The organism is Bacillus sp. FSL K6-1000, from assembly GCF_038630785.1.
GTDB classification, from domain to species: domain Bacteria; phylum Bacillota; class Bacilli; order Bacillales; family Bacillaceae; genus Bacillus; species Bacillus safensis.
In genome coordinates this window covers 2649171-2666594 of the sequence record NZ_CP152042.1, presented here as the reverse complement: position 1 = coordinate 2666594, position 17424 = coordinate 2649171, and the positions used below count along the sequence as shown (strand labels likewise).

The window sequence follows — 17424 nt, the reverse complement described above, 5'->3', positions numbered from 1 at the left end:
TATAGTGAATTGATGAGGTTGTCAATATACTGCTTTATATTGAAATAAAAGGAATTCGAATCATATTAGTTAAACGCAAGAGGATAAGGAGTTTCGCAATGATGTATCTTGATAATAGTGCAACCACAAAACCGTACCCTGAGGTTTTACAAGTATATCAGCAAGTGAGTGAGCGTTATTTTGGAAATCCATCTTCGCTTCATCAGCTCGGAATAGATGCAAGCCGGCTGTTAAATGAAACGAGAAAACAAATGCTTCACTACACGGGCTTAAAACAATATGAGATTATTTTTACTTCTGGTGCTACAGAAGCGAATAACATCGCCATTAAAGGTGCAGCACTTGCCAAAATGAATCGGGGCAAGCACATTGTGACGACAGCAATTGAGCATCCTTCTGTCATTGAATCGTTTGAACAGCTAAAGGCGTTATTTGGCTTTGACATCTCCTATATTCAAGTAAATGAGCAAGGCCATGCAGATATGACGCATTTAAAAGAAGTGCTTCGCCCTGATACAGTGCTTGTCAGCATGATGCACGTCAATAACGAAACGGGTGCCATCCAGCCGATTGAAGAAGCTGCTGGCATCATTCGTGAGCATGCCGAAAACGCGCTTTTTCATGTCGACGGGGTGCAGGGAATGTGCAAAGTAGCACTTAATAAACAGCTGGATGTAGATCTTTTGACGATGTCAGGTCATAAAATTCATGGCTTAAAAGGCACAGGCGCACTCTTTTTAAAGAAAGATGTCATTCTCGCCCCTTTCATTACAGGCGGAGAGCAGGAATTAGGGCTTCGTTCAGGTACTGAAAACCCTGCTGGAGCTGTCAGCTTGGCAAAAGCCATGAAACAATCATATGAACAGCTTGACAAGCATCACGATGAGATGCTGAACTTAAAAACGCAGCTGCAAAAACAGCTTGGAGACATAGAAGGTATTGTGATGAACACACCGAGGGCGCAAAGTGCGCCGCACATTGTGAATTTTTCAGTGCCGGGTATTCAAATTGAAGTCCTCCTCCATATGCTTGAAAAAGAAGGCATATATGTTTCTACAACCTCTGCCTGCTCAGCCAAGAAAAAAGAGCCAAGCCGTGTACTGCTGGCGATGGGAAAATCAGAGGAAGTGGCCAAAAGCAGTATGAGAATCAGCTTGACGTATGGACAAGGACCAGAGCTTGCATCGCAAATCATCACATCGATCACACAAAGTGTGAAAAAATTAAAAGGAATGAGATAACAGCATGAAATATGATCATATTTTAGTCCGTTTTGGTGAGATCTCAACAAAAGGGAAGAATAGAAAGAAATTCATTGAAAAACTAAGACAGCACATTCGGTTCGTCTTAAAGGATTTTGAAGCATTGAAGTATGCTTCTGATAGAGACCGTATCACGATTATGCTGAACGGAGAAGACCCTGAACCGATTTCAGAACAGCTCAAAAGTGTATTTGGCATTCAGAGCTTTAGTCTTGCGGTTAAATGTGAGACAAATCTAGATGCGATTAAAGATGCGGCACTAACAGCGGTACAGGAAGTGTATGAACAAGGGAATACATTTAAAGTGTCAACGAAACGTTCTTATAAACAATTTGAACTTGATTCAAATGAAATGAATCGCGAAATTGGCGGACATGTTCTAAGAAATACGGAAAACTTAACAGTCAATGTGAAACAGCCAGATGTGCATTTACGCATCGAAATCAGAGAGCAAGCCACGTACATTACATTTAAAGATGTCAAAGGTGCAGGCGGCCTGCCGGTTGGTTCTAGCGGAAGAGCGATGCTCATGCTTTCAGGCGGCTTTGACAGCCCAGTTGCCGGCTATCAAGCAATGAAACGCGGAATTCAAATTGAAGCTGTGCATTTCTTTAGCCCTCCGTATACAAGTGAACGTGCGAAACAAAAGGTGATTGATCTTGCAGAATGCCTAGCAGCATATGGAGGCGAAGTGAAGCTTCATATCGTACCTTTTACAAAAATTCAAGAGCTGATCCACAAACAAGTACCTGAAAACTATACGATGACATCAACAAGAAGAATGATGCTGAAAATAGCTGACAAAATAAGAGAAAAGCGTGATGCCCTTGCGATTATTACTGGTGAAAGCCTTGGGCAAGTGGCAAGTCAGACACTTGAAAGCATGTATGCCATTAATCATGTGACTAATACACCAATCATCCGCCCGCTCATAGCTGTCGATAAAAATGACATTATTGATGAAGCAAGAAGAATTGGCACATACGATACAAGCATTCAGCCTTTCGAGGATTGCTGTACGATCTTTACGCCGCCGTCCCCTAAAACAAAACCAAAGCTTGAGAAGGTAGAACGCTACGAAAGCTTTGCTGATTTCGAGCCGATGCTGGACGAGGCAGTAGAGCAAATTGAAACGATTATTGTGACAAATGAAAAGAAAACGGCAGATGAATTCGCTGATTTATTCTAAAACGAAAATTTCATAATAATTACCATAAAATCAATCGCATGAAGTCATGTGTTTCTACACATTCTATATTCACAAGGAGGTGAGAACACATGGCTCAACAAAACAGACAAAGCAGTTCTAACCAATTACTAGTACCAGGCGCTGCACAAGCTATCGACCAAATGAAGTACGAAATCGCTTCTGAATTTGGTGTAAACCTTGGTGCAGAAACTACATCTCGCGCTAACGGATCAGTTGGTGGAGAAATCACTAAGCGTCTTGTATCTTACGCTCAACAACATATGGGTGGCGGATCTTTCTAAGACACACAATTTAAAAGCTATGGCTTATGAGCGGGATGATTCCCGCTCTTTTCTTTTTGTACATATAAATAGTTAGAATATTTTTAAAAAAGAAGACGGATTTAAAAAATTATGGCATAATACTAGGAGTAGGTCCTAATTCAAGCATTTTTCAGTTATGAGTGTTAGAATAGGTAAATTGAAACATGTTTCGTTTCATAAGAAAGAGGCTAAAAGGAGCTGTACCATGAAAAGAGAAGACTTAATTGCACCAGAACAATATAACTTAGTCAGTGAGATTGAAGCGTTCAGTCATGACAAGGAGAAAATGGCCCTGCACTGGCAGGACGGTAATGGGCACGAAGCGCATGTAACATATGCAGCATTAGTAGAAGAGGCAAATAAAATTGGACATGTTTTATTAAATGCAGGCTTCAAAAAAGGCGATAAAATCATTGTGATGGTGCCGCGCATGCTCGAGGCATACAGCATTTATTTAGCGATTTTGAAAACAGGAATGGTCGTGATTCCTTGTTCTGAAATGCTGCGTGCGAAAGATTTAGATTACCGAATTGAACACGCAGAAGCAAAGGGAGCGATCGTTTACTCTTCATTCATTCAATCGTTCGACGGAACTAAAAAGCCGAACGATTTTAAAACATTCTCAATCGGTGAAAACGATCATGGCTGGACAAACATTCTAGCGCAAAAGGAAGAGCAATCAAACGAACTTGAATTGGCAGATACAAAACGCACAGACATGGCGTTTTTATCCTATACATCAGGTACAACAGGGAACCCAAAAGGGGTTGTTCATACACACGGATGGGCGTATGCACATTTACGCACAGCTGCCAAAGCATGGCTCTCCATTAATGAAGGAGATAAAGTATGGGCGACAGCAGGACCAGGCTGGCAAAAATGGGTGTGGAGCCCCCTCTTATCTGTGTTAGGAAGTGGAGCAGAAGGCTTTGTGTATGGAGGGAAATTCAATCCAAATACATACTTAGAGCTGCTTCAAAAAAATGAAATCAATGTCCTATGCTGTACACCGACAGAATATCGCTTTATGGCAAAAGTAGATGATTTGAGTCAGTACGCGCTGCCGAAGCTGCATAGTGCTGTTTCTGCGGGAGAGCCATTGAACCGTGAAGTCATTGATACATTCAAAAAGCATTTCGATATAGAAGTACGAGACGGCTATGGCCAAACTGAAAGCACACTGCTCGTAGGGGTGCTAAAAGGAATGGACATCAAGCCAGGCAGTATGGGAAAACCAACCCCTGGCAATGAAGTAGATATCATTGATGAGGACGGAAACGTCTGCGCACCTGGAGAAATTGGTGACATTGCGGTCCATCTCGAAACACCGGCTTTATTTAAGGAATACTATAAAGACGAAGAGCGTACAAAGGCGCAGCGCCGAGGAAATTACTTCATTACGGGTGACCGCGCGAAAAAAGACGAAGATGGGTACTTCTGGTTTGAAAGCCGCAGAGATGACATCATTGTCAGCTCAGGCTATACGATTGGACCGTTTGAAGTAGAAGATGCGCTGATCAAGCATTCAGCAGTGAAGGAATGTGCAGTTGTGGCGAGCCCAGATGAAATCAGAGGATCAATCGTGAAAGCATACGTCGTCCTTCGTGATGGAGTGGCGCAAAGTGATGAACTGATCAAAGAGTTGCAAACACATGTGAAAAACACAACAGCACCATACAAATACCCAAGAGAAATCGAATTCATTGACGAACTGCCAAAAACACCGTCAGCGAAAATTCGCCGTGTAGAGCTGAGAGAAAGAGAGCTTGCACGAAAAAGTAAATAATGAAAAAATGAGAAGCGTTTGGATGGAAGCATCCAGCGCTTTTTTTGTACGGAAAATGAAATTTGTTGAAAGCAGGCAAGGTGCTTTATGTTAAAATATGTAGGAATTTCTGAAAAAGGAGAATGTTAGTAGATGTCGATTGCGATCATTCATGGAATTGTACTTGCCTTTGGTCTCATTTTACCTTTGGGCGCACAAAATGTATTTGTATTTCAACAAGGAGCGCTGCAGCCTCGATTATATCGAGCAATGCCTGTCGTCATCACAGCTTCTCTTTGTGACACACTTTTAATTGCTTTAGCTGTCATAGGTGTTTCTGTTGTGGTGTTTACCATTCCAGTACTGCAAATTGGTCTTTATATCATTGGTTTTTGTTTTTTAGTTTATATGGGATGGTCCGTATGGAACACAAGCTCATCATCAGGTAATCAAGAGAAGCAGAAATTAATGCCTGCAAGAAAACAAATTGTATTTGCTTGTTCCGTTTCTCTTTTAAATCCCCACGCGATTCTCGATACGATTGGTGTCATTGGGACAAATTCGGTGCAATATAGCGGCGCAGAAAAGCTGGCATTCACACTTGCCTGTATCATCGTGTCCTGGTTATGGTTTATTGGTCTCGCCCTTTTAGGGAAGATGTTAGGGAAGTTAGATACAAACGGCAAATGGATGAACCGTATCAATAAAGCTTCCGCGGTCATGATCTGGCTGGTTGCGTTATACATTGCATATCAATTGATTGTGTAAAGGTACAAGAAGCGTTTGGACGAAATGATCCAGCGCTTTTTTGTGTGTTGGAAGTACAATAACCCAATCCTGCATGAGCATAGTGCTCATGCAGGATTGGGTCATTTTTTAAAAATCGTTTGATTTAATAGACGGAGAGCTTGTACGATATCATCCATTTGTTCTATATCTGAGGAAGATAGGCTATCTATTAGCATCCTTTCGATATGCTGGAAGGCTTCGTTCATACAGGCTCGGCCTTTGTCAGAAAGTATAATGACATGCTTTCGTTTGTCATTACGGTCTTCTTCTCTAGCAATGAATTGTTTTTCTTGCAGCTTTTTCAGTTCTCTGCTGACATTTGGAAGAGACATATGCTGGCAGTCTGCGATGTCACTAGGGGTAAGCGGTTCGCTGACCGCTAGCTGCTCTAAAATTAAATATTGTAAGGGTGTTAATTCTGGTGGTTTGACTTTGCTCATCATATTATGTTTTAACTCTGAAAAAGTAGAAGCAAATGCGACGAATTCCTTGAAGAAATGTGGATGTTGCATGATGATCACCTCCTACGTAACATATCAAATTTATTATCAAAAAACAATTATCATTTGACAACTAATCGAGAGGTGTGTATCATTTTGTTATCAAATGATAACTAAAGGAGAAAAATATGAATGTACTCATTATTTATACTCACCCTCATCACAATAGTTTAAATGGTGCTTTTTTTAAAGAAATTGTTAGAGGCAGCGAAGAAAATCCAATCGTTCAAGAAGTGAAAATAATCGATTTATATCAAGAAAAATTTGATCCTGTACTTGTTTTTAATGAAGAGAAAAAGAGACGTGATATGCATAAAGATCCTGACATTCGCGAGTATCAGGATAAGATCATGTGGGCGGATAAAATCGTGTTCGTTTATCCCATTTGGTGGGGGCGGCCGCCAGCTATGCTGCTTGGCTTTATTGACCGCATGTTTGCTGCGAATTTCGCTTATCGTCAAACAGGCGGTCTGCTGCCAGAAGGATTATTAAAAGGGAAAAGTGCCGTTTGTGTATCGACAATGCAAGGACCAACCAACTACCCTTTGTTCTTTTTACAAAATGCGCACAAGATGTTAATGAAACGAGCTCTCTTGCAATATGTCGGAATCAAACCTGTGAAGTTCTTTGAGTTTGGGATGATGGAAAGTCCAAAAGGGAAGCATGACATCAAATTAAAGCGCACATACAACTATTTCAGAAACATCAGCTCTTAAAATATTTTGATAAGTCACTTTTCTTCTAATTTGATCCTGTTCTGTTTTAAAATGACATTTAGGCGGGGTCACTTAATCCTCGTCATTTGAAAAGGGGGATATGGATGAAGAAAACATTGTTTAAAGATGCAGCACTCTTAACACTTGATCCATCTTTAGGTTTTCTTGAAAAGGGAGATTTATTAATTGAAGGGAAACACATTTTAGAAGTTGGACCTTCAATTGAAGTAAGTGATGCAGACATTGTTGATGCATCTAATATGGTCATTATGCCTGGTCTTGTAGATACACATCGGCATGTGTGGCAGTCTGTCATCCGGGGTATAGGAACAGATTGGTCTTTGCAGACTTATTTAAGCAAAATCTATTATGGCAATTATGGAGCGATGAGACGCCCGTCCGACGATCGTATCGCCAATTATTTAGGAGCATTAGAGGCTTTAGATGCAGGTGTGACCACGTTTTTAGATTGGACGATGATCAATTCAATGGAGCATACAGAAGAGCTCATTGGAGGATTAAAAGATGCGGGTATACGAGCTGTTTTTGCTTTTGGTTCCTCTGGAGATGCTGAATATTGGGATAGAGAGAGTACGCTCACCAATATGGAGGACGCAGCACGTGTGAAAAAAGCGCATTTTCAATCATCAGATCAGCTTTTAACAATGGGACTTGCGATTCGTGGTCCAGAGTTTTCTTCATGGGAGACGTCGGTATTTGAAATTGAAACAGCTCGGTCTCTAGATGCTCTATGTAGTATGCACATCGGCTTTGGAAATTGGGGAGCGGAGGATCGATCGATTGAGCGGCTTTACAAAGCAGGGCTGCTCGGACCGGATTTGAACATGGTGCATATTAACGCAATAGATGCGGATCAAATGAAGATGCTGGCAGACAGCGGAAGCTCCATATCCATTACCCCTGAAATTGAAATGATGATGGGTCACGGTTATCCTGTTACAGGACTTGCGATTGAACAAGGCGTTCTTCCAACGCTCGGTGTAGACGTAGTGACAGCGACAGGAGGAGATTTGTTTGCTCAAATGAAATTCGGGCTTCAGGCAGAGCGCGCGATCCAAAATCAATCGTTGTTAATGGATGGGATCATGCCGGGACCTGAACTTGGGCTGTCAGCTCATCAAATGCTTGAGGCTACGACGATCAATGGCGCTCGTGCATTACAGCTTGATCATAAAATTGGGTCGCTTACACCTGGGAAAGAAGCGGATTTTATTTTGATCGATCGGACAAGCATGAATCTTCTTCCGATGACAGATCCGGCTGGAGCGGTTGTCCAAACGGCACATCCTTCAAATGTTGATTCTGTTTATGTTGCTGGAAAAGCAGTGAAACAAAACGGAAAGCTAGTCGGTGTGAACCTAGAAGAGGTCAAACGAAAAGCTTATGCGGCAAGAGACCATATTTTATCACACAAGTTTGAATCAACACCTTCATAAATAAAATAACCCCATAGGCGTTGCCTATGGGGAATTGATTACAAGGAATCCTTAATGACCTTTTTATAATATTGGACAGATAGGAATCCGAAGATAGAATAGAGGACAGTGTAAATCGACATAACGATGAGCATTGGAGTCCACAATTCTCCGCCGAATAAAAACCAGCCTGATTGTACAGCAAAGTAGCTGTGCAGCAATCCGACGATGAGCGGAATCCCAAAGTTAAACAGCTGTTTAAGCCGGATGCCTTTTAATAGATCTTTCTCAGTAAAACCAAGCTTACGCAAGATCGTATAGGAGCTTTGTTCCTCTTCACTTTCATTCATTTGTTTAAAGTATAAAATACAGCCAGATGTGACAAGGAAGCTAAGGCCTAAAAACCCGACCACAAACATCATCAGTCCTATTGTTTGTTTTTGCTGCTGAGCTGAAGCTAATTGAGACATGCTATTGTCACTTAGTTTTAAAGATGTAAACACGCTATTTGCTTGTTCAAGATTTTTATCATCTTTTATATTGACTGAGATATATTGGCTATTTTCAAGCTGTAGCTTTGGATCTTTTTGTTGATCGAGCTGCTCAAAAACATCTTGACTCACGACGGCAACAGGTAGACCGCCAAAAGTGAAGTTGTAAGAAATGAGATAATCTTTCTTCATATCTATGACTTTCAAATCAAGCGGTTTCTTAATGAGAAGCTTCACATCGCCTGAGCTTTGAATCGGCATGATTTTCTTTAATAGATCACTGTAGCCGCTTAAAATAACTTCGTTGTTCTCCACATGAAAATTTGGTGCATTTTTCTCACTGATCACAGGCAGTGTCAATACGCCTGGATCATTCTTCATATTTTTCACCTCTGAATCCACTATTTTTTTCGCATCAAATTTCGCTTGAATCACTTTGAACTGCTTTTGATCATAAGCAATATGTTTGTCAGAAAGTGCACGAGTGAAGGTTGCTGCTTCTTTTTCTGAGCCCATGGCGAAATGAGCTGGAATCATCTGCTCAGCGGTTTTTTCTGCTGAGTAATAGGAAATGTAGCTAAGAGCCAGCAAACCGATGGCAAGTGCAGATACGGTTGTAATAATCGTTAAAAGCAGTGCATTTGATTTTAGCCGGAACATAATGGATGACAGAGATAATACTTCATGAATGGCGAGATAGCCATTTTTTCTTTTACGTACAATATTGGCAATGAAAGAAACAGAGCCTTTGTAAAAAAGAAAGGTACCGATGATAACAGAGGCTAGAATATAAATCATGGCTAAAAGTAACTCAAACATGGACGTATATGAGCCGGTAAAAAGCTTAGAAGAAATATAATAGCCTGAGCTGATCAAGACAATACCGAACACTCCAATGATGATTTCAAACACAGAGATCTTTTTCACACGCTGTTCTGTCGAAGACGTTGTTCTAAACAAAGATAAAATCGTTTGTTTATTAATAAAACGTCTATTTCTCAGCATAATCAATCCATAGATAATAAAAAAGACAATGAGTGTTTGCAGAAGGGCCATGCCTGAAAAATGCAGATTGGCGATGGCATTAACACCAGTCACTTTAAATAACACCATCAGCATCAGCTTTGAACCGATAAAGCCTGCAATGATGCCGATAGTCATGGCTGTCACGTATAGAATAAAGTTCTCTGCATTGAGCAGTCTGGAAATTTTTTGTTTCGTCATACCAATGAGCTGCAGGAGACCTATTTCTTTTCCTCTGCGCTTAATAAAAATGCTATTCGCATATAGCAGGAAAATACCGACGATGGCTATAAGCAGAACCGAAGCGGCTTTAATCGAAGCACCGCCTTTAATGGAGCCTTTTACATCATCAAGTGCTGGTGAGTATTGCAAGGTGACAAAGGAAAAATAGAGCGCCACACTAAACACGAGAGCAAACACATATAAATAGTAATTCTTCAAATTTTTCTTCAGGTTACGAAAGATGAGCTGATTAATGTTCATGCTTCACACCGCCTAAGACACCTTGCGTTTTCATAATATCCTCGAAAAACATTTTTCTTTCTAAAGCGCCTTTATTCAACTGTGTATAAATCTGTCCATCCTTGATAAAAATGACGCGGCTTGAATAGCTGGCTGCGACAGGATCATGTGTCACCATCACAATGGTCGCTTTTCGTTTGCGATTGAAATCTTGCAGTTTGTTGAGCAGGTCAGATGCCGATTTGGAATCAAGTGCCCCTGTAGGTTCATCAGCGAAAATAAGACTTGGTTCATGAATGAAGGCACGAACCGCCGATGTCCGCTGCTTTTGTCCGCCAGAGAGTTCGTTCGGGTATTTGTCTCTTAGTTCATAAATCCCCATGTCTTCTGCAAGCTGTTGAAAACGTTCAAAAGCTTCTTTTTTTGGCGTTTTGGAGATGGATAAAGGCAAAAGGATGTTTTCTTTGACTGTGAGTGTATCAAGTAAATTATAATCTTGAAAAACAAAGCCAAGCTGCTTTTTTCTAAATTCCGCAAGCTGCTGATCCTTCATTTGCGTCATCTCAGCATCTGCAATACGAATGGATCCGCTGGACACATGATCGATAGACGACAATACGTTCAGAAGGGTTGTTTTCCCCGAGCCTGATGGCCCCATGATACTGACAAATTCCCCGGCTTCAATGGTTAAATCAATACCACTCAGCACCTCTTGTTTGTTGAATTTATTTCCATAGCTTTTATAAATTTTGCGAGCTTCTAAAATGTTCATTTGCTGAACCCCTTTTTCTTTTAATTGATAACTCTAGTATAAAAAGAAGCCTGCCAGACGTCCTTCGATTTGGCGAACAAAACAGACGAGCATGTGACATTGTTGTCACATGCTTGTTTTTTAAACAAATTGTATGTAAACCAGTTTCTTATTAGGGTGAGTTTTCTTTCCCCATTTATTTTATCTGTTTTTCACTCTTATGTATCAATCTTCTCAGATTTTTCATGTCAGGATGCTGTTTTGAAGCTTTACATGGCCATTTTATTCATGTATGATATGCATATTAAATAAATGCATAGTAAATCTATGTATTGGAGGTAACTAAGAATGAAAGTGAGTAAAGAGCTTCTAAAGGGAAGTACAGCTACCCTTATTTTAAGCTTATTAAATGAAAGACCGATGTATGGATATGAAATGATTAAAGAATTAGAGACGAAATCGGAAGGGATTTTCAGCTTTAAAGAAGGAACAATCTATCCTATTTTGCACAATTTGGAGGGGAAAGAGTTCATTATCTCTTATTGGGGCGAAGGGAATGGCAACCGGAAAAGAAAGTATTACAAAATAAATGAACAAGGGAAAGCATTGATACAGGAAAAGAAAGAAGAATGGAACGTATTCAAACAAGCAGTTGATGGCGTTTTGAACGGAGAGAAAATCGCATGGGATTAGATAAAAAGTTCGAGAAGTATGTCAAAAGTGTATGTAAACGAATTAAAAATAAAGATGTTCATTCGAATATAAAGCTTGAGCTGATGGATCATCTATACACGCTAAAAGAGGAAGCAATGAATGCTGGGATGTCTGAAGAAGAGGCGGTAGAGCAAGCGTTGGACCAAATTGGTGATGCGGAAATTCTCGGAACGCAGCTTCACGAAACACATAAAGTCCAAATCGATTTTAAGATGATTCTTCTAGTGCTAGCCGCTTGTTCTTGCGGGCTGCTTGTGATGTACTTTTTACAGTTTCATTCAGATTTTACAAATCTTCAAAACATGAACATTTTTTATAAAAGCCTTGCCTTTTATCTGGTAGGTTTAGCGCTTATGTTTGGTTTGTTTTCCTTCGATTATCGGCGCTTATTGAAATACTCTTGGTATTTATACATTGGGACACTCGGAATGCTGATTTTTTCGATGATGTTCGGGTCAAGAGTGAACGGTATTCTTTTTTTAAGAATACGTGATGTATCAATAAATTTGACTGAGATTATGCCTTTTCTTCTAGCTATTTCTTTAGCAGGGATCTTTCACAATTGGAATTGGGAAAATGCGTACAAAACTTGGCTTGGAGTAGGGATGATGGCTTTACCGATTATTTTAATCAGTACGATTGGTTTTCTTCCTGCGACCGTTATCTGTCTGGTCATGTGCTTAACCGTGATGTATGTGTCTAGCGCAAGTTATAAGCAAATCATTCTGCTGACGGCAACAGGCGTGTTATATCTAATGTTTGAAGTGTTTTCTCTTTTTCAAGCAGATAGACACCGTTCCTTTTTCAAAGTTCATGAATTCAGCTCAAACGGGCTTCAGATCACACCTTATGCTATGTCTGAGGTTCACACGGATTGGATGTTTACATATATCATTTATTCATTTGGCTGGTTGGCAGGGCTCATTGCGCTCCTGTTGTTTGTCATCTTTATTCACAGAGTATTTCGTACAGCAAAACGAGTGAAAATGGCTTATGGCAAAATGGTCATGACAGGTTTAGCGGCTGTGTTTGCAGCAAAATATCTGTTAAGCATTTTCACAAACTTTGGCTTGCTGCCATTACCTGGAGTGTCTATACCTTTCATGAGCTATGGAGGTTCACATATTCTCCTAGAAATGATGGCTGTTGGGCTGATCTTAAGTATTTATAGACGGAGACAGATGGGAAATGTTTTTCGCAAAGAAGCGGGAAGTATTTCCTAAGTAAGCCACCTCAATCTCTTCGCGCAAGTTTTGACAGCCGCGAAGAGATTGCGATTGCTTTTTACATGCTCGCAATATGAACAAAATCATTCTTTTTCGGAAAGGTGAAGGTGAAGGTTGTCCCTTGATCTATCGTGGAGCTGACCTCGATCGTGATATGAAGAGCGTCTGCTCCTTTTTTCGTTAAATAGAGCCCCATTCCTGTTGAGGCGGTGTCATTGTGATGTCTTGTCGAGGTAAACCCTTTTTCAAAAATACGAGAGATATCTCTTGAATCAATTCCTCTGCCTTGATCTGTGATCGTCAGAATGACTTGGTCATTTATTTGCTTGCTTTCAATGACAATATCAGATGAATGGCTGTATTTGACTGCATTTGTGAGTACCTGTCTGATCATAAAGGATAACCATTTTATATCACTTAATACGGTCCGTTCCTCCAGCGCCAGCTCAAAGCCGATTCCTTTTTGCATGCACCATGATTGGAGCGCTTTGATTTCCTTTGCGATGATGCTTTGCAGGTCCAGCTTTTCAATGAATAAATCATTTTCGATATGACGTACTCTGCTTTGGTGCAGCTGGGCATCAAGTAATAAATGTATTCTGAGCCACTCGTATGTCATATTGGATTTCAGCTGCTGATCTGTTAAGCGGTCAATCATTAAGCGCATCGCTGTAAGGGGGGTTTTGACCTCATGTATCCAAGAGAGCAATTCATCTTTTTCTTCTTCGAGAGCGACTTTCTGCTCTGCTGCCATTCGCCGGTAGCGTGCAATTTGCTCTGACGTTGCATCATGTATGAGCTGCTCAAATGGGGAAGAGGGGGTTAGCCGCATTTGATGTTCAATGTCATCATCCCATTCTTTCAACCTCTCATAATAAGCCGTTTCTTTTCGGTATCGAAAAAAGAGAAAGACAATCATGAGAAATATAGACAATATCACAATATAGAAAAGAGAAGCGATGGGAATGGTCGTATCCAAATAAGCAACAAATAGAATGAGGAGCTGCAAACTAAGAAAGAAAAGAATCCAGCTTCTTCGTTCTTTTAAAAATGCTTGCAGCATCATTGATCATCCTTTTCTTTTGCAAGATAGCCTTGACCCACTTTTGTCTCAATGAAGGCGCCAAGGGATATCTCGTCTAGTTTTTTTCTGAGCCGGTTGACGTTTACAGTCAGTGTATTGTCACTGACAAACCGTTCATCCTCCCACAATGCTTGAATGAGTGATTCCCGGCTGACGATATGATTTTTATGCTGAATCAATTCCTTGAGAATAAATAACTCATTTTTTGTTAATTCAACCTCACCGTGATCATTTGTAACGGTGTTTTTTTCTAGGTCAATGGCAGCGCCGCACCACACCTTTAGGCTGGCCGGCTCTGCATTATAATCATGCACGCGGCGAAGAACAGCATTAATTTTGGCAATGAGCACGTCAAAGTGGAAGGGCTTTTGCACAAAATCATCGGCGCCGAGCTGCATCGACATGACCATATCAGCAGGGTGGTCTCTTGAGGAGAGGAAGATGATTGGAACATTTGAATGATGCCGAATCATCCGGCACCAGTGAAAGCCATCGTATTTTGGCAGCTGTATATCAATAATGACGAGATCAGGCTGGACAGATGTGAATTCCTGCAGCACCTGATGAAAATCTTGAATCCCATAAACATCATAGGACCAGTTGACTAGACGTTCTTTGATTTCTTGGAAGAGGGTTGTATCATCTTCAATTAGTAAAATCTTAAACAAAATCAGCACCACACTTTTTGTATTCGCTTGTTGTCATTGTAGCGGAAAAAGGACCATGCCGCTAGAAGCAGACAAGAAAAAAGCAAGGGAAGAGATCCCTTGCTTCAGCTTATTTACCTAAAAAGTGCTTTTTAAAGAATGAGAGTTGGTATTCAAGTGTGATCGGGTCATTAAAATAGAATTCTTCTGCATTGGCCTCATACACACGATGTTTTTTGACAGCTGGGATGGACTTGTAAATTTTACTGTTTTGATAGGAATTGTCCATTTCGCTGTTTTTACTAATGATCATATAATCTCCAGCAAATTCAGGAATGACCTCCTGTGAAACTGCATAGTAGCCGGCTTTTAATGCTTTTTCTTTCACTTTCTCAGGCATTTTCAGTTTCATTTCCTGGTAGAGGATTTCTGTTCCGCGGCCCCATGCATCTCCAAAGACGTAGAGCTCTTTTGTGCCACTTTCAAAGACAGAAACTGTTGCATCTTTACCGATTTTTGCTTTGATTTCTTTTCCAGCTTCATCTGCACGTTTTTTGAAATCTTTTACCCAAGCTTTGGCTTCTTTTTCTTTGTTTAATACTTTTCCAATTTCAATGTGCTGCTGAAGGTAATCGACTTTGTTATACGTAAACAAAACGGTTGGTGCGATTTTTTTGAGTTTTTCTACATTTTTAGTATTGCTTAAGCCAATGATGACATCAGGTTTTAGCTTCATAATTTTCTCTACATTAGCATCCGATACTTCTTCCACATTTTTTAATTCTTTTTGGAAGCGCGGATTCTTTTTTGACCAAGAGTCAACGCCAACGATGTTCACACCAAGTGACATGACACTACCTGCGTAAGAACCTAGAACAACAACACGTTTTGGATGCGCTGGCAGCTTCACAGGGCCATTTTCAGATTGATATGTAATTTTGTCTGATGATGTTGATTGATTTCCTTTATTTGAGGAAGAGCTGCTGCTATTGCCACATGCGCTCAATGCAAGTACAAAGATGAGCATCAGAGGGAACAATATTTTCTTCATGAATGTAGACTCCTTTGAAATCGGCACATAGCCGTATATTTGGTTGAATTAGTGATAATGATAATTATTATCACTCGGATATCATATCATAGGACTGTGGGCTGTTGTCAATGACATTTTGATAGCTGGTGATAAAAAATAAAGAAGAGATTTTTTATCAAAAAAAGATCAAGGCAGCGTGTGTCCTGATCTTTTTTCTTATTTAAACCAGCCTTTTTCTTTTGAGCGGGTAATGGCCTCGATGCGGTTCTTCACTTCTAGCTTATCTAAAATAATGGAAATATAGTTCCGGACAGTGCCGCTTTTAATGCTCAGTTCTTTTGCAATTTCTTTTGTGTTTTTACCGTCTGCGACGAGTTCAAGGACCGATTTCTCTCGCTCCGTTAAAGGATTTTCATCACTATATAAGTCTTCCATCAATTCAGGGGCATACACCTTTTTCCCTTTCATCACACTGCGAATCGCACTTGCGAGTTCCTCGCTGGGGCTGTCTTTCAGCATATAGCCGCTGACGCCAGCTTTTAACGCTCTTTGGAAATAACCAGAGCGGGCAAAGGTCGTCAAAATGATGATTTTCACATCTGATCCTTTGAGCTCTTCCGCTGCATCAAGTCCAGATTTTCCCGGCATTTCAATATCCATTAAGCAAATATCAACAGCGTGTTTTTTGGCAAAATCGATGGCATCTTGACCATTCGTACCCTTTCCAACAACCGTCATATCGTCTTCTAAATCGAGAAGTGAACCGAGTGCACCAAGCAGCATTTGCTGATCTTCTGCGATAAAGATGTTGATCATTTCATCCCCTCCTTTTCTTTTGCAGCTGAATCATTTGGAATGATCATAATGAGCTTTGTCCCATCCTTTGTCTCAATACGCAGGCGGCCATTTGCAAATTCCAATCTTTCTCTTATTCCTAAAAGGCCGTGACCCTTCGATTGAGTGGGCGGATAGTCGCCTTTAAATGTTCCGTCATCCTCAACGGTGATGATCGCTTCCTTTGATTTTTGGTGAATGGTGATTTTACAAACCGTCGCGCCACTATGTTTGACGACATTCGTCACCGCCTCTTTGATGCACATACTCACAATGTTTTCGTTCAGAAGTGAGATATGTTTCGGTGCTTCCTTTTCATCATAGACCAATTCAATTCCGGCTGCTTCGAGAATTTGCTCGATGTTCGACATTTCATCTTTAATTCGGATGCCTTTCATAGAGGAAACAATCTTTCGCACCTCATTGAGAGACGTTCTGGCAGTCTGCTGGACGCTTTTGAGTTCGGCCCGAGCCTGTTCAGGGTCTTTATACACGAGTTTACGGGCAAGATCACTTTTTAAACCGATCAAAGAAAGCTTTTGTCCAAGGGTGTCATGCAGGTCGCGTGCAATGCGCTGCCTTTCTTCAAGTTTCACAAGATCAGCAATCCGTTCATTGGCATATTCTAATTTCTCCTCAAGCCGTTCACGTTCCTTCCTGCTTCGAATGCTTAGGGGAAGAAGGATGGCACTAATCAGTGTGATGACGACAAAAGGAATTTGTGTGAGAAACCAGCCTTTTTTTAAGATCAAACTAAAGTTCACTGCCACGGCGGCGCTCGCCAGATGGATATAGTACAAGATATAAAAGGGGACTTTTCGTTTGATATGTCCGTTAAAATAGGCGATGCAAAAAGCGAAATAAATATAGCTGTAGAGCATCACATAACCAGTTGAAATACCGATCAATAAAAGACCGAAGACATATAAAGACCAGCCTTTTGCGACAAACGCAAAACGATACACAGCGAAAAAGACGACGTTCAAAATAATGCCGATCACAATGCCTAAAGTCGAAGGTGTCTTAAAGATAAAATAGAAGGGCAGGATGAAAAAAATGGCCCATATATAAGGGGAAATCCCATGCAATTTTTGAATTTTAAACTGTTTTTTCATCCGTGTGCCACCTTTTTCATTCTTTTTCCTTACTTTATCAAATTCAACATGCGGCTGCATCCTG

The 17424-nt window shown here is 40.6% G+C and carries 17 protein-coding genes; 9 read left to right on the top strand and 8 right to left on the bottom strand.

The genetic code is table 11. The features are described from left to right. Window positions 1-98 precede the first annotated feature (98 nt). The 5 genes from MHI46_RS13815 (at window position 99) to MHI46_RS13795 (ending at window position 5307) form a co-directional block, all read left to right on the top strand. Entirely contained in the window at window positions 99-1241 is a 1143-nt protein-coding gene (locus tag MHI46_RS13815) for a cysteine desulfurase family protein (protein ID WP_260774628.1), read from the top strand. 4 nt (window positions 1242-1245) lie between these two features. Next, complete coding sequence (gene thiI / locus MHI46_RS13810; protein ID WP_039180639.1) at window positions 1246-2451, top strand: tRNA uracil 4-sulfurtransferase ThiI; 1206 nt, start codon at window positions 1246-1248, stop codon at window positions 2449-2451. Window positions 2452-2540: 89 nt separating this feature from the next. Beyond that, window positions 2541-2753, top strand: a complete 213-nt coding sequence (locus tag MHI46_RS13805; protein WP_024424829.1) for an alpha/beta-type small acid-soluble spore protein — start codon at window positions 2541-2543, stop codon at window positions 2751-2753. Between the two features lie 226 nt (window positions 2754-2979). Then, window positions 2980-4560, top strand: coding sequence for an acyl--CoA ligase (locus tag MHI46_RS13800; RefSeq protein WP_059374794.1), 1581 nt, complete (start codon window positions 2980-2982; stop codon window positions 4558-4560). Between the two features lie 132 nt (window positions 4561-4692). Further along, a complete protein-coding gene (locus tag MHI46_RS13795; protein ID WP_144464243.1) occupies window positions 4693-5307 on the top strand; it encodes a LysE/ArgO family amino acid transporter in 615 nt (204 codons plus the stop codon). 101 nt (window positions 5308-5408) lie between these two features. Here the strand turns inward: MHI46_RS13795 and MHI46_RS13790 are convergent, their stop codons facing one another. Next, window positions 5409-5840: a MarR family transcriptional regulator gene (locus MHI46_RS13790; RefSeq protein ID WP_099663537.1), complete on the bottom strand. Its 432-nt coding sequence runs from the start codon at window positions 5838-5840 to the stop codon at window positions 5409-5411. A gap of 116 nt (window positions 5841-5956) precedes the next feature. On the opposite strand from MHI46_RS13790, the gene MHI46_RS13785 reads away from it, so the two are divergent. Both MHI46_RS13785 and MHI46_RS13780 read left to right on the top strand, forming a co-directional pair. Next, entirely contained in the window at window positions 5957-6544 is a 588-nt protein-coding gene (locus MHI46_RS13785; protein ID WP_058838272.1) for an NAD(P)H-dependent oxidoreductase, read from the top strand. A 104-nt stretch (window positions 6545-6648) separates the two neighbouring features. Continuing rightward, window positions 6649-8001 carry an amidohydrolase family protein gene (locus MHI46_RS13780; protein ID WP_260774627.1) on the top strand — a complete coding sequence of 451 codons (1353 nt, stop codon included), beginning with the start codon at window positions 6649-6651 and terminating at the stop codon, window positions 7999-8001. Between the two features lie 38 nt (window positions 8002-8039). Here the strand turns inward: MHI46_RS13780 and MHI46_RS13775 are convergent, their stop codons facing one another. Both MHI46_RS13775 and MHI46_RS13770 read right to left on the bottom strand, forming a co-directional pair. Beyond that, window positions 8040-9977 carry an ABC transporter permease gene (locus MHI46_RS13775; RefSeq protein ID WP_064497823.1) on the bottom strand — a complete coding sequence of 646 codons (1938 nt, stop codon included), beginning with the start codon at window positions 9975-9977 and terminating at the stop codon, window positions 8040-8042. Then, the gene (locus MHI46_RS13770; RefSeq protein WP_024426158.1) at window positions 9967-10728 is read right to left on the bottom strand and encodes an ABC transporter ATP-binding protein; all 762 of its coding nucleotides are present in this window, start codon (window positions 10726-10728) and stop codon (window positions 9967-9969) included. The genes MHI46_RS13775 and MHI46_RS13770 overlap by 11 nt, the downstream gene beginning before the upstream one ends. 327 nt (window positions 10729-11055) lie before the next feature. Here MHI46_RS13770 and MHI46_RS13765 point away from each other — a divergent pair, with 327 nt between their 5' ends. Next, on the top strand, window positions 11056-11400 hold the full coding sequence (locus MHI46_RS13765; protein ID WP_047203764.1) for a PadR family transcriptional regulator: 345 nt from the start codon (window positions 11056-11058) through the stop codon (window positions 11398-11400). Continuing rightward, window positions 11391-12644: an FtsW/RodA/SpoVE family cell cycle protein gene (locus MHI46_RS13760; protein ID WP_260774626.1), complete on the top strand. Its 1254-nt coding sequence runs from the start codon at window positions 11391-11393 to the stop codon at window positions 12642-12644. The genes MHI46_RS13765 and MHI46_RS13760 overlap by 10 nt, the downstream gene beginning before the upstream one ends. 61 nt (window positions 12645-12705) lie before the next feature. On the opposite strand, the gene MHI46_RS13755 is transcribed toward MHI46_RS13760, so the two are convergent. The 5 genes from MHI46_RS13755 to MHI46_RS13735 all read right to left on the bottom strand — a co-directional run bounded on the left by MHI46_RS13755 (window position 12706) and on the right by MHI46_RS13735 (window position 17360). Next, window positions 12706-13710 (bottom strand): sensor histidine kinase, encoded by a 1005-nt coding sequence (locus tag MHI46_RS13755; protein WP_268502735.1) that lies wholly within the window; start codon window positions 13708-13710, stop codon window positions 12706-12708. Beyond that, window positions 13710-14399 carry a response regulator transcription factor gene (locus tag MHI46_RS13750; RefSeq protein ID WP_047203767.1) on the bottom strand — a complete coding sequence of 230 codons (690 nt, stop codon included), beginning with the start codon at window positions 14397-14399 and terminating at the stop codon, window positions 13710-13712. Before MHI46_RS13750 ends, MHI46_RS13755 begins: the two co-directional genes overlap by 1 nt. Before the next feature lie 109 nt (window positions 14400-14508). After that, complete coding sequence (locus tag MHI46_RS13745; protein ID WP_039180614.1) at window positions 14509-15429, bottom strand: iron-hydroxamate ABC transporter substrate-binding protein; 921 nt, start codon at window positions 15427-15429, stop codon at window positions 14509-14511. A gap of 198 nt (window positions 15430-15627) precedes the next feature. After that, window positions 15628-16227 (bottom strand): response regulator transcription factor, encoded by a 600-nt coding sequence (locus MHI46_RS13740; RefSeq protein ID WP_058838277.1) that lies wholly within the window; start codon window positions 16225-16227, stop codon window positions 15628-15630. Next, window positions 16224-17360, bottom strand: a complete 1137-nt coding sequence (locus tag MHI46_RS13735) for a sensor histidine kinase (protein WP_342502898.1) — start codon at window positions 17358-17360, stop codon at window positions 16224-16226. Before MHI46_RS13735 ends, MHI46_RS13740 begins: the two co-directional genes overlap by 4 nt. Window positions 17361-17424: the final 64 nt, after the last annotated feature.

Coding starts and splice junctions, on each gene's coding strand:
- MHI46_RS13785 (WP_058838272.1), top strand. CDS start 5,957: ATGAATGTACTCATTATTTATACTCACCCTCATCACAATAGTTTAAAT.
- MHI46_RS13740 (WP_058838277.1), bottom strand. CDS start 16,227: ATGATCAACATCTTTATCGCAGAAGATCAGCAAATGCTGCTTGGTGCA.
- MHI46_RS13780 (WP_260774627.1), top strand. CDS start 6,649: ATGAAGAAAACATTGTTTAAAGATGCAGCACTCTTAACACTTGATCCA.
- MHI46_RS13805 (WP_024424829.1), top strand. CDS start 2,541: ATGGCTCAACAAAACAGACAAAGCAGTTCTAACCAATTACTAGTACCA.
- MHI46_RS13775 (WP_064497823.1), bottom strand. CDS start 9,977: ATGAACATTAATCAGCTCATCTTTCGTAACCTGAAGAAAAATTTGAAG.
- MHI46_RS13790 (WP_099663537.1), bottom strand. CDS start 5,840: ATGCAACATCCACATTTCTTCAAGGAATTCGTCGCATTTGCTTCTACT.
- MHI46_RS13815 (WP_260774628.1), top strand. CDS start 99: ATGATGTATCTTGATAATAGTGCAACCACAAAACCGTACCCTGAGGTT.
- MHI46_RS13795 (WP_144464243.1), top strand. CDS start 4,693: ATGTCGATTGCGATCATTCATGGAATTGTACTTGCCTTTGGTCTCATT.
- MHI46_RS13770 (WP_024426158.1), bottom strand. CDS start 10,728: ATGAACATTTTAGAAGCTCGCAAAATTTATAAAAGCTATGGAAATAAA.
- MHI46_RS13755 (WP_268502735.1), bottom strand. CDS start 13,710: ATGCTGCAAGCATTTTTAAAAGAACGAAGAAGCTGGATTCTTTTCTTT.
- MHI46_RS13745 (WP_039180614.1), bottom strand. CDS start 15,429: ATGAAGAAAATATTGTTCCCTCTGATGCTCATCTTTGTACTTGCATTG.
- thiI (WP_039180639.1), top strand. CDS start 1,246: ATGAAATATGATCATATTTTAGTCCGTTTTGGTGAGATCTCAACAAAA.
- MHI46_RS13765 (WP_047203764.1), top strand. CDS start 11,056: ATGAAAGTGAGTAAAGAGCTTCTAAAGGGAAGTACAGCTACCCTTATT.
- MHI46_RS13760 (WP_260774626.1), top strand. CDS start 11,391: ATGGGATTAGATAAAAAGTTCGAGAAGTATGTCAAAAGTGTATGTAAA.
- MHI46_RS13735 (WP_342502898.1), bottom strand. CDS start 17,360: ATGAAAAAACAGTTTAAAATTCAAAAATTGCATGGGATTTCCCCTTAT.
- MHI46_RS13800 (WP_059374794.1), top strand. CDS start 2,980: ATGAAAAGAGAAGACTTAATTGCACCAGAACAATATAACTTAGTCAGT.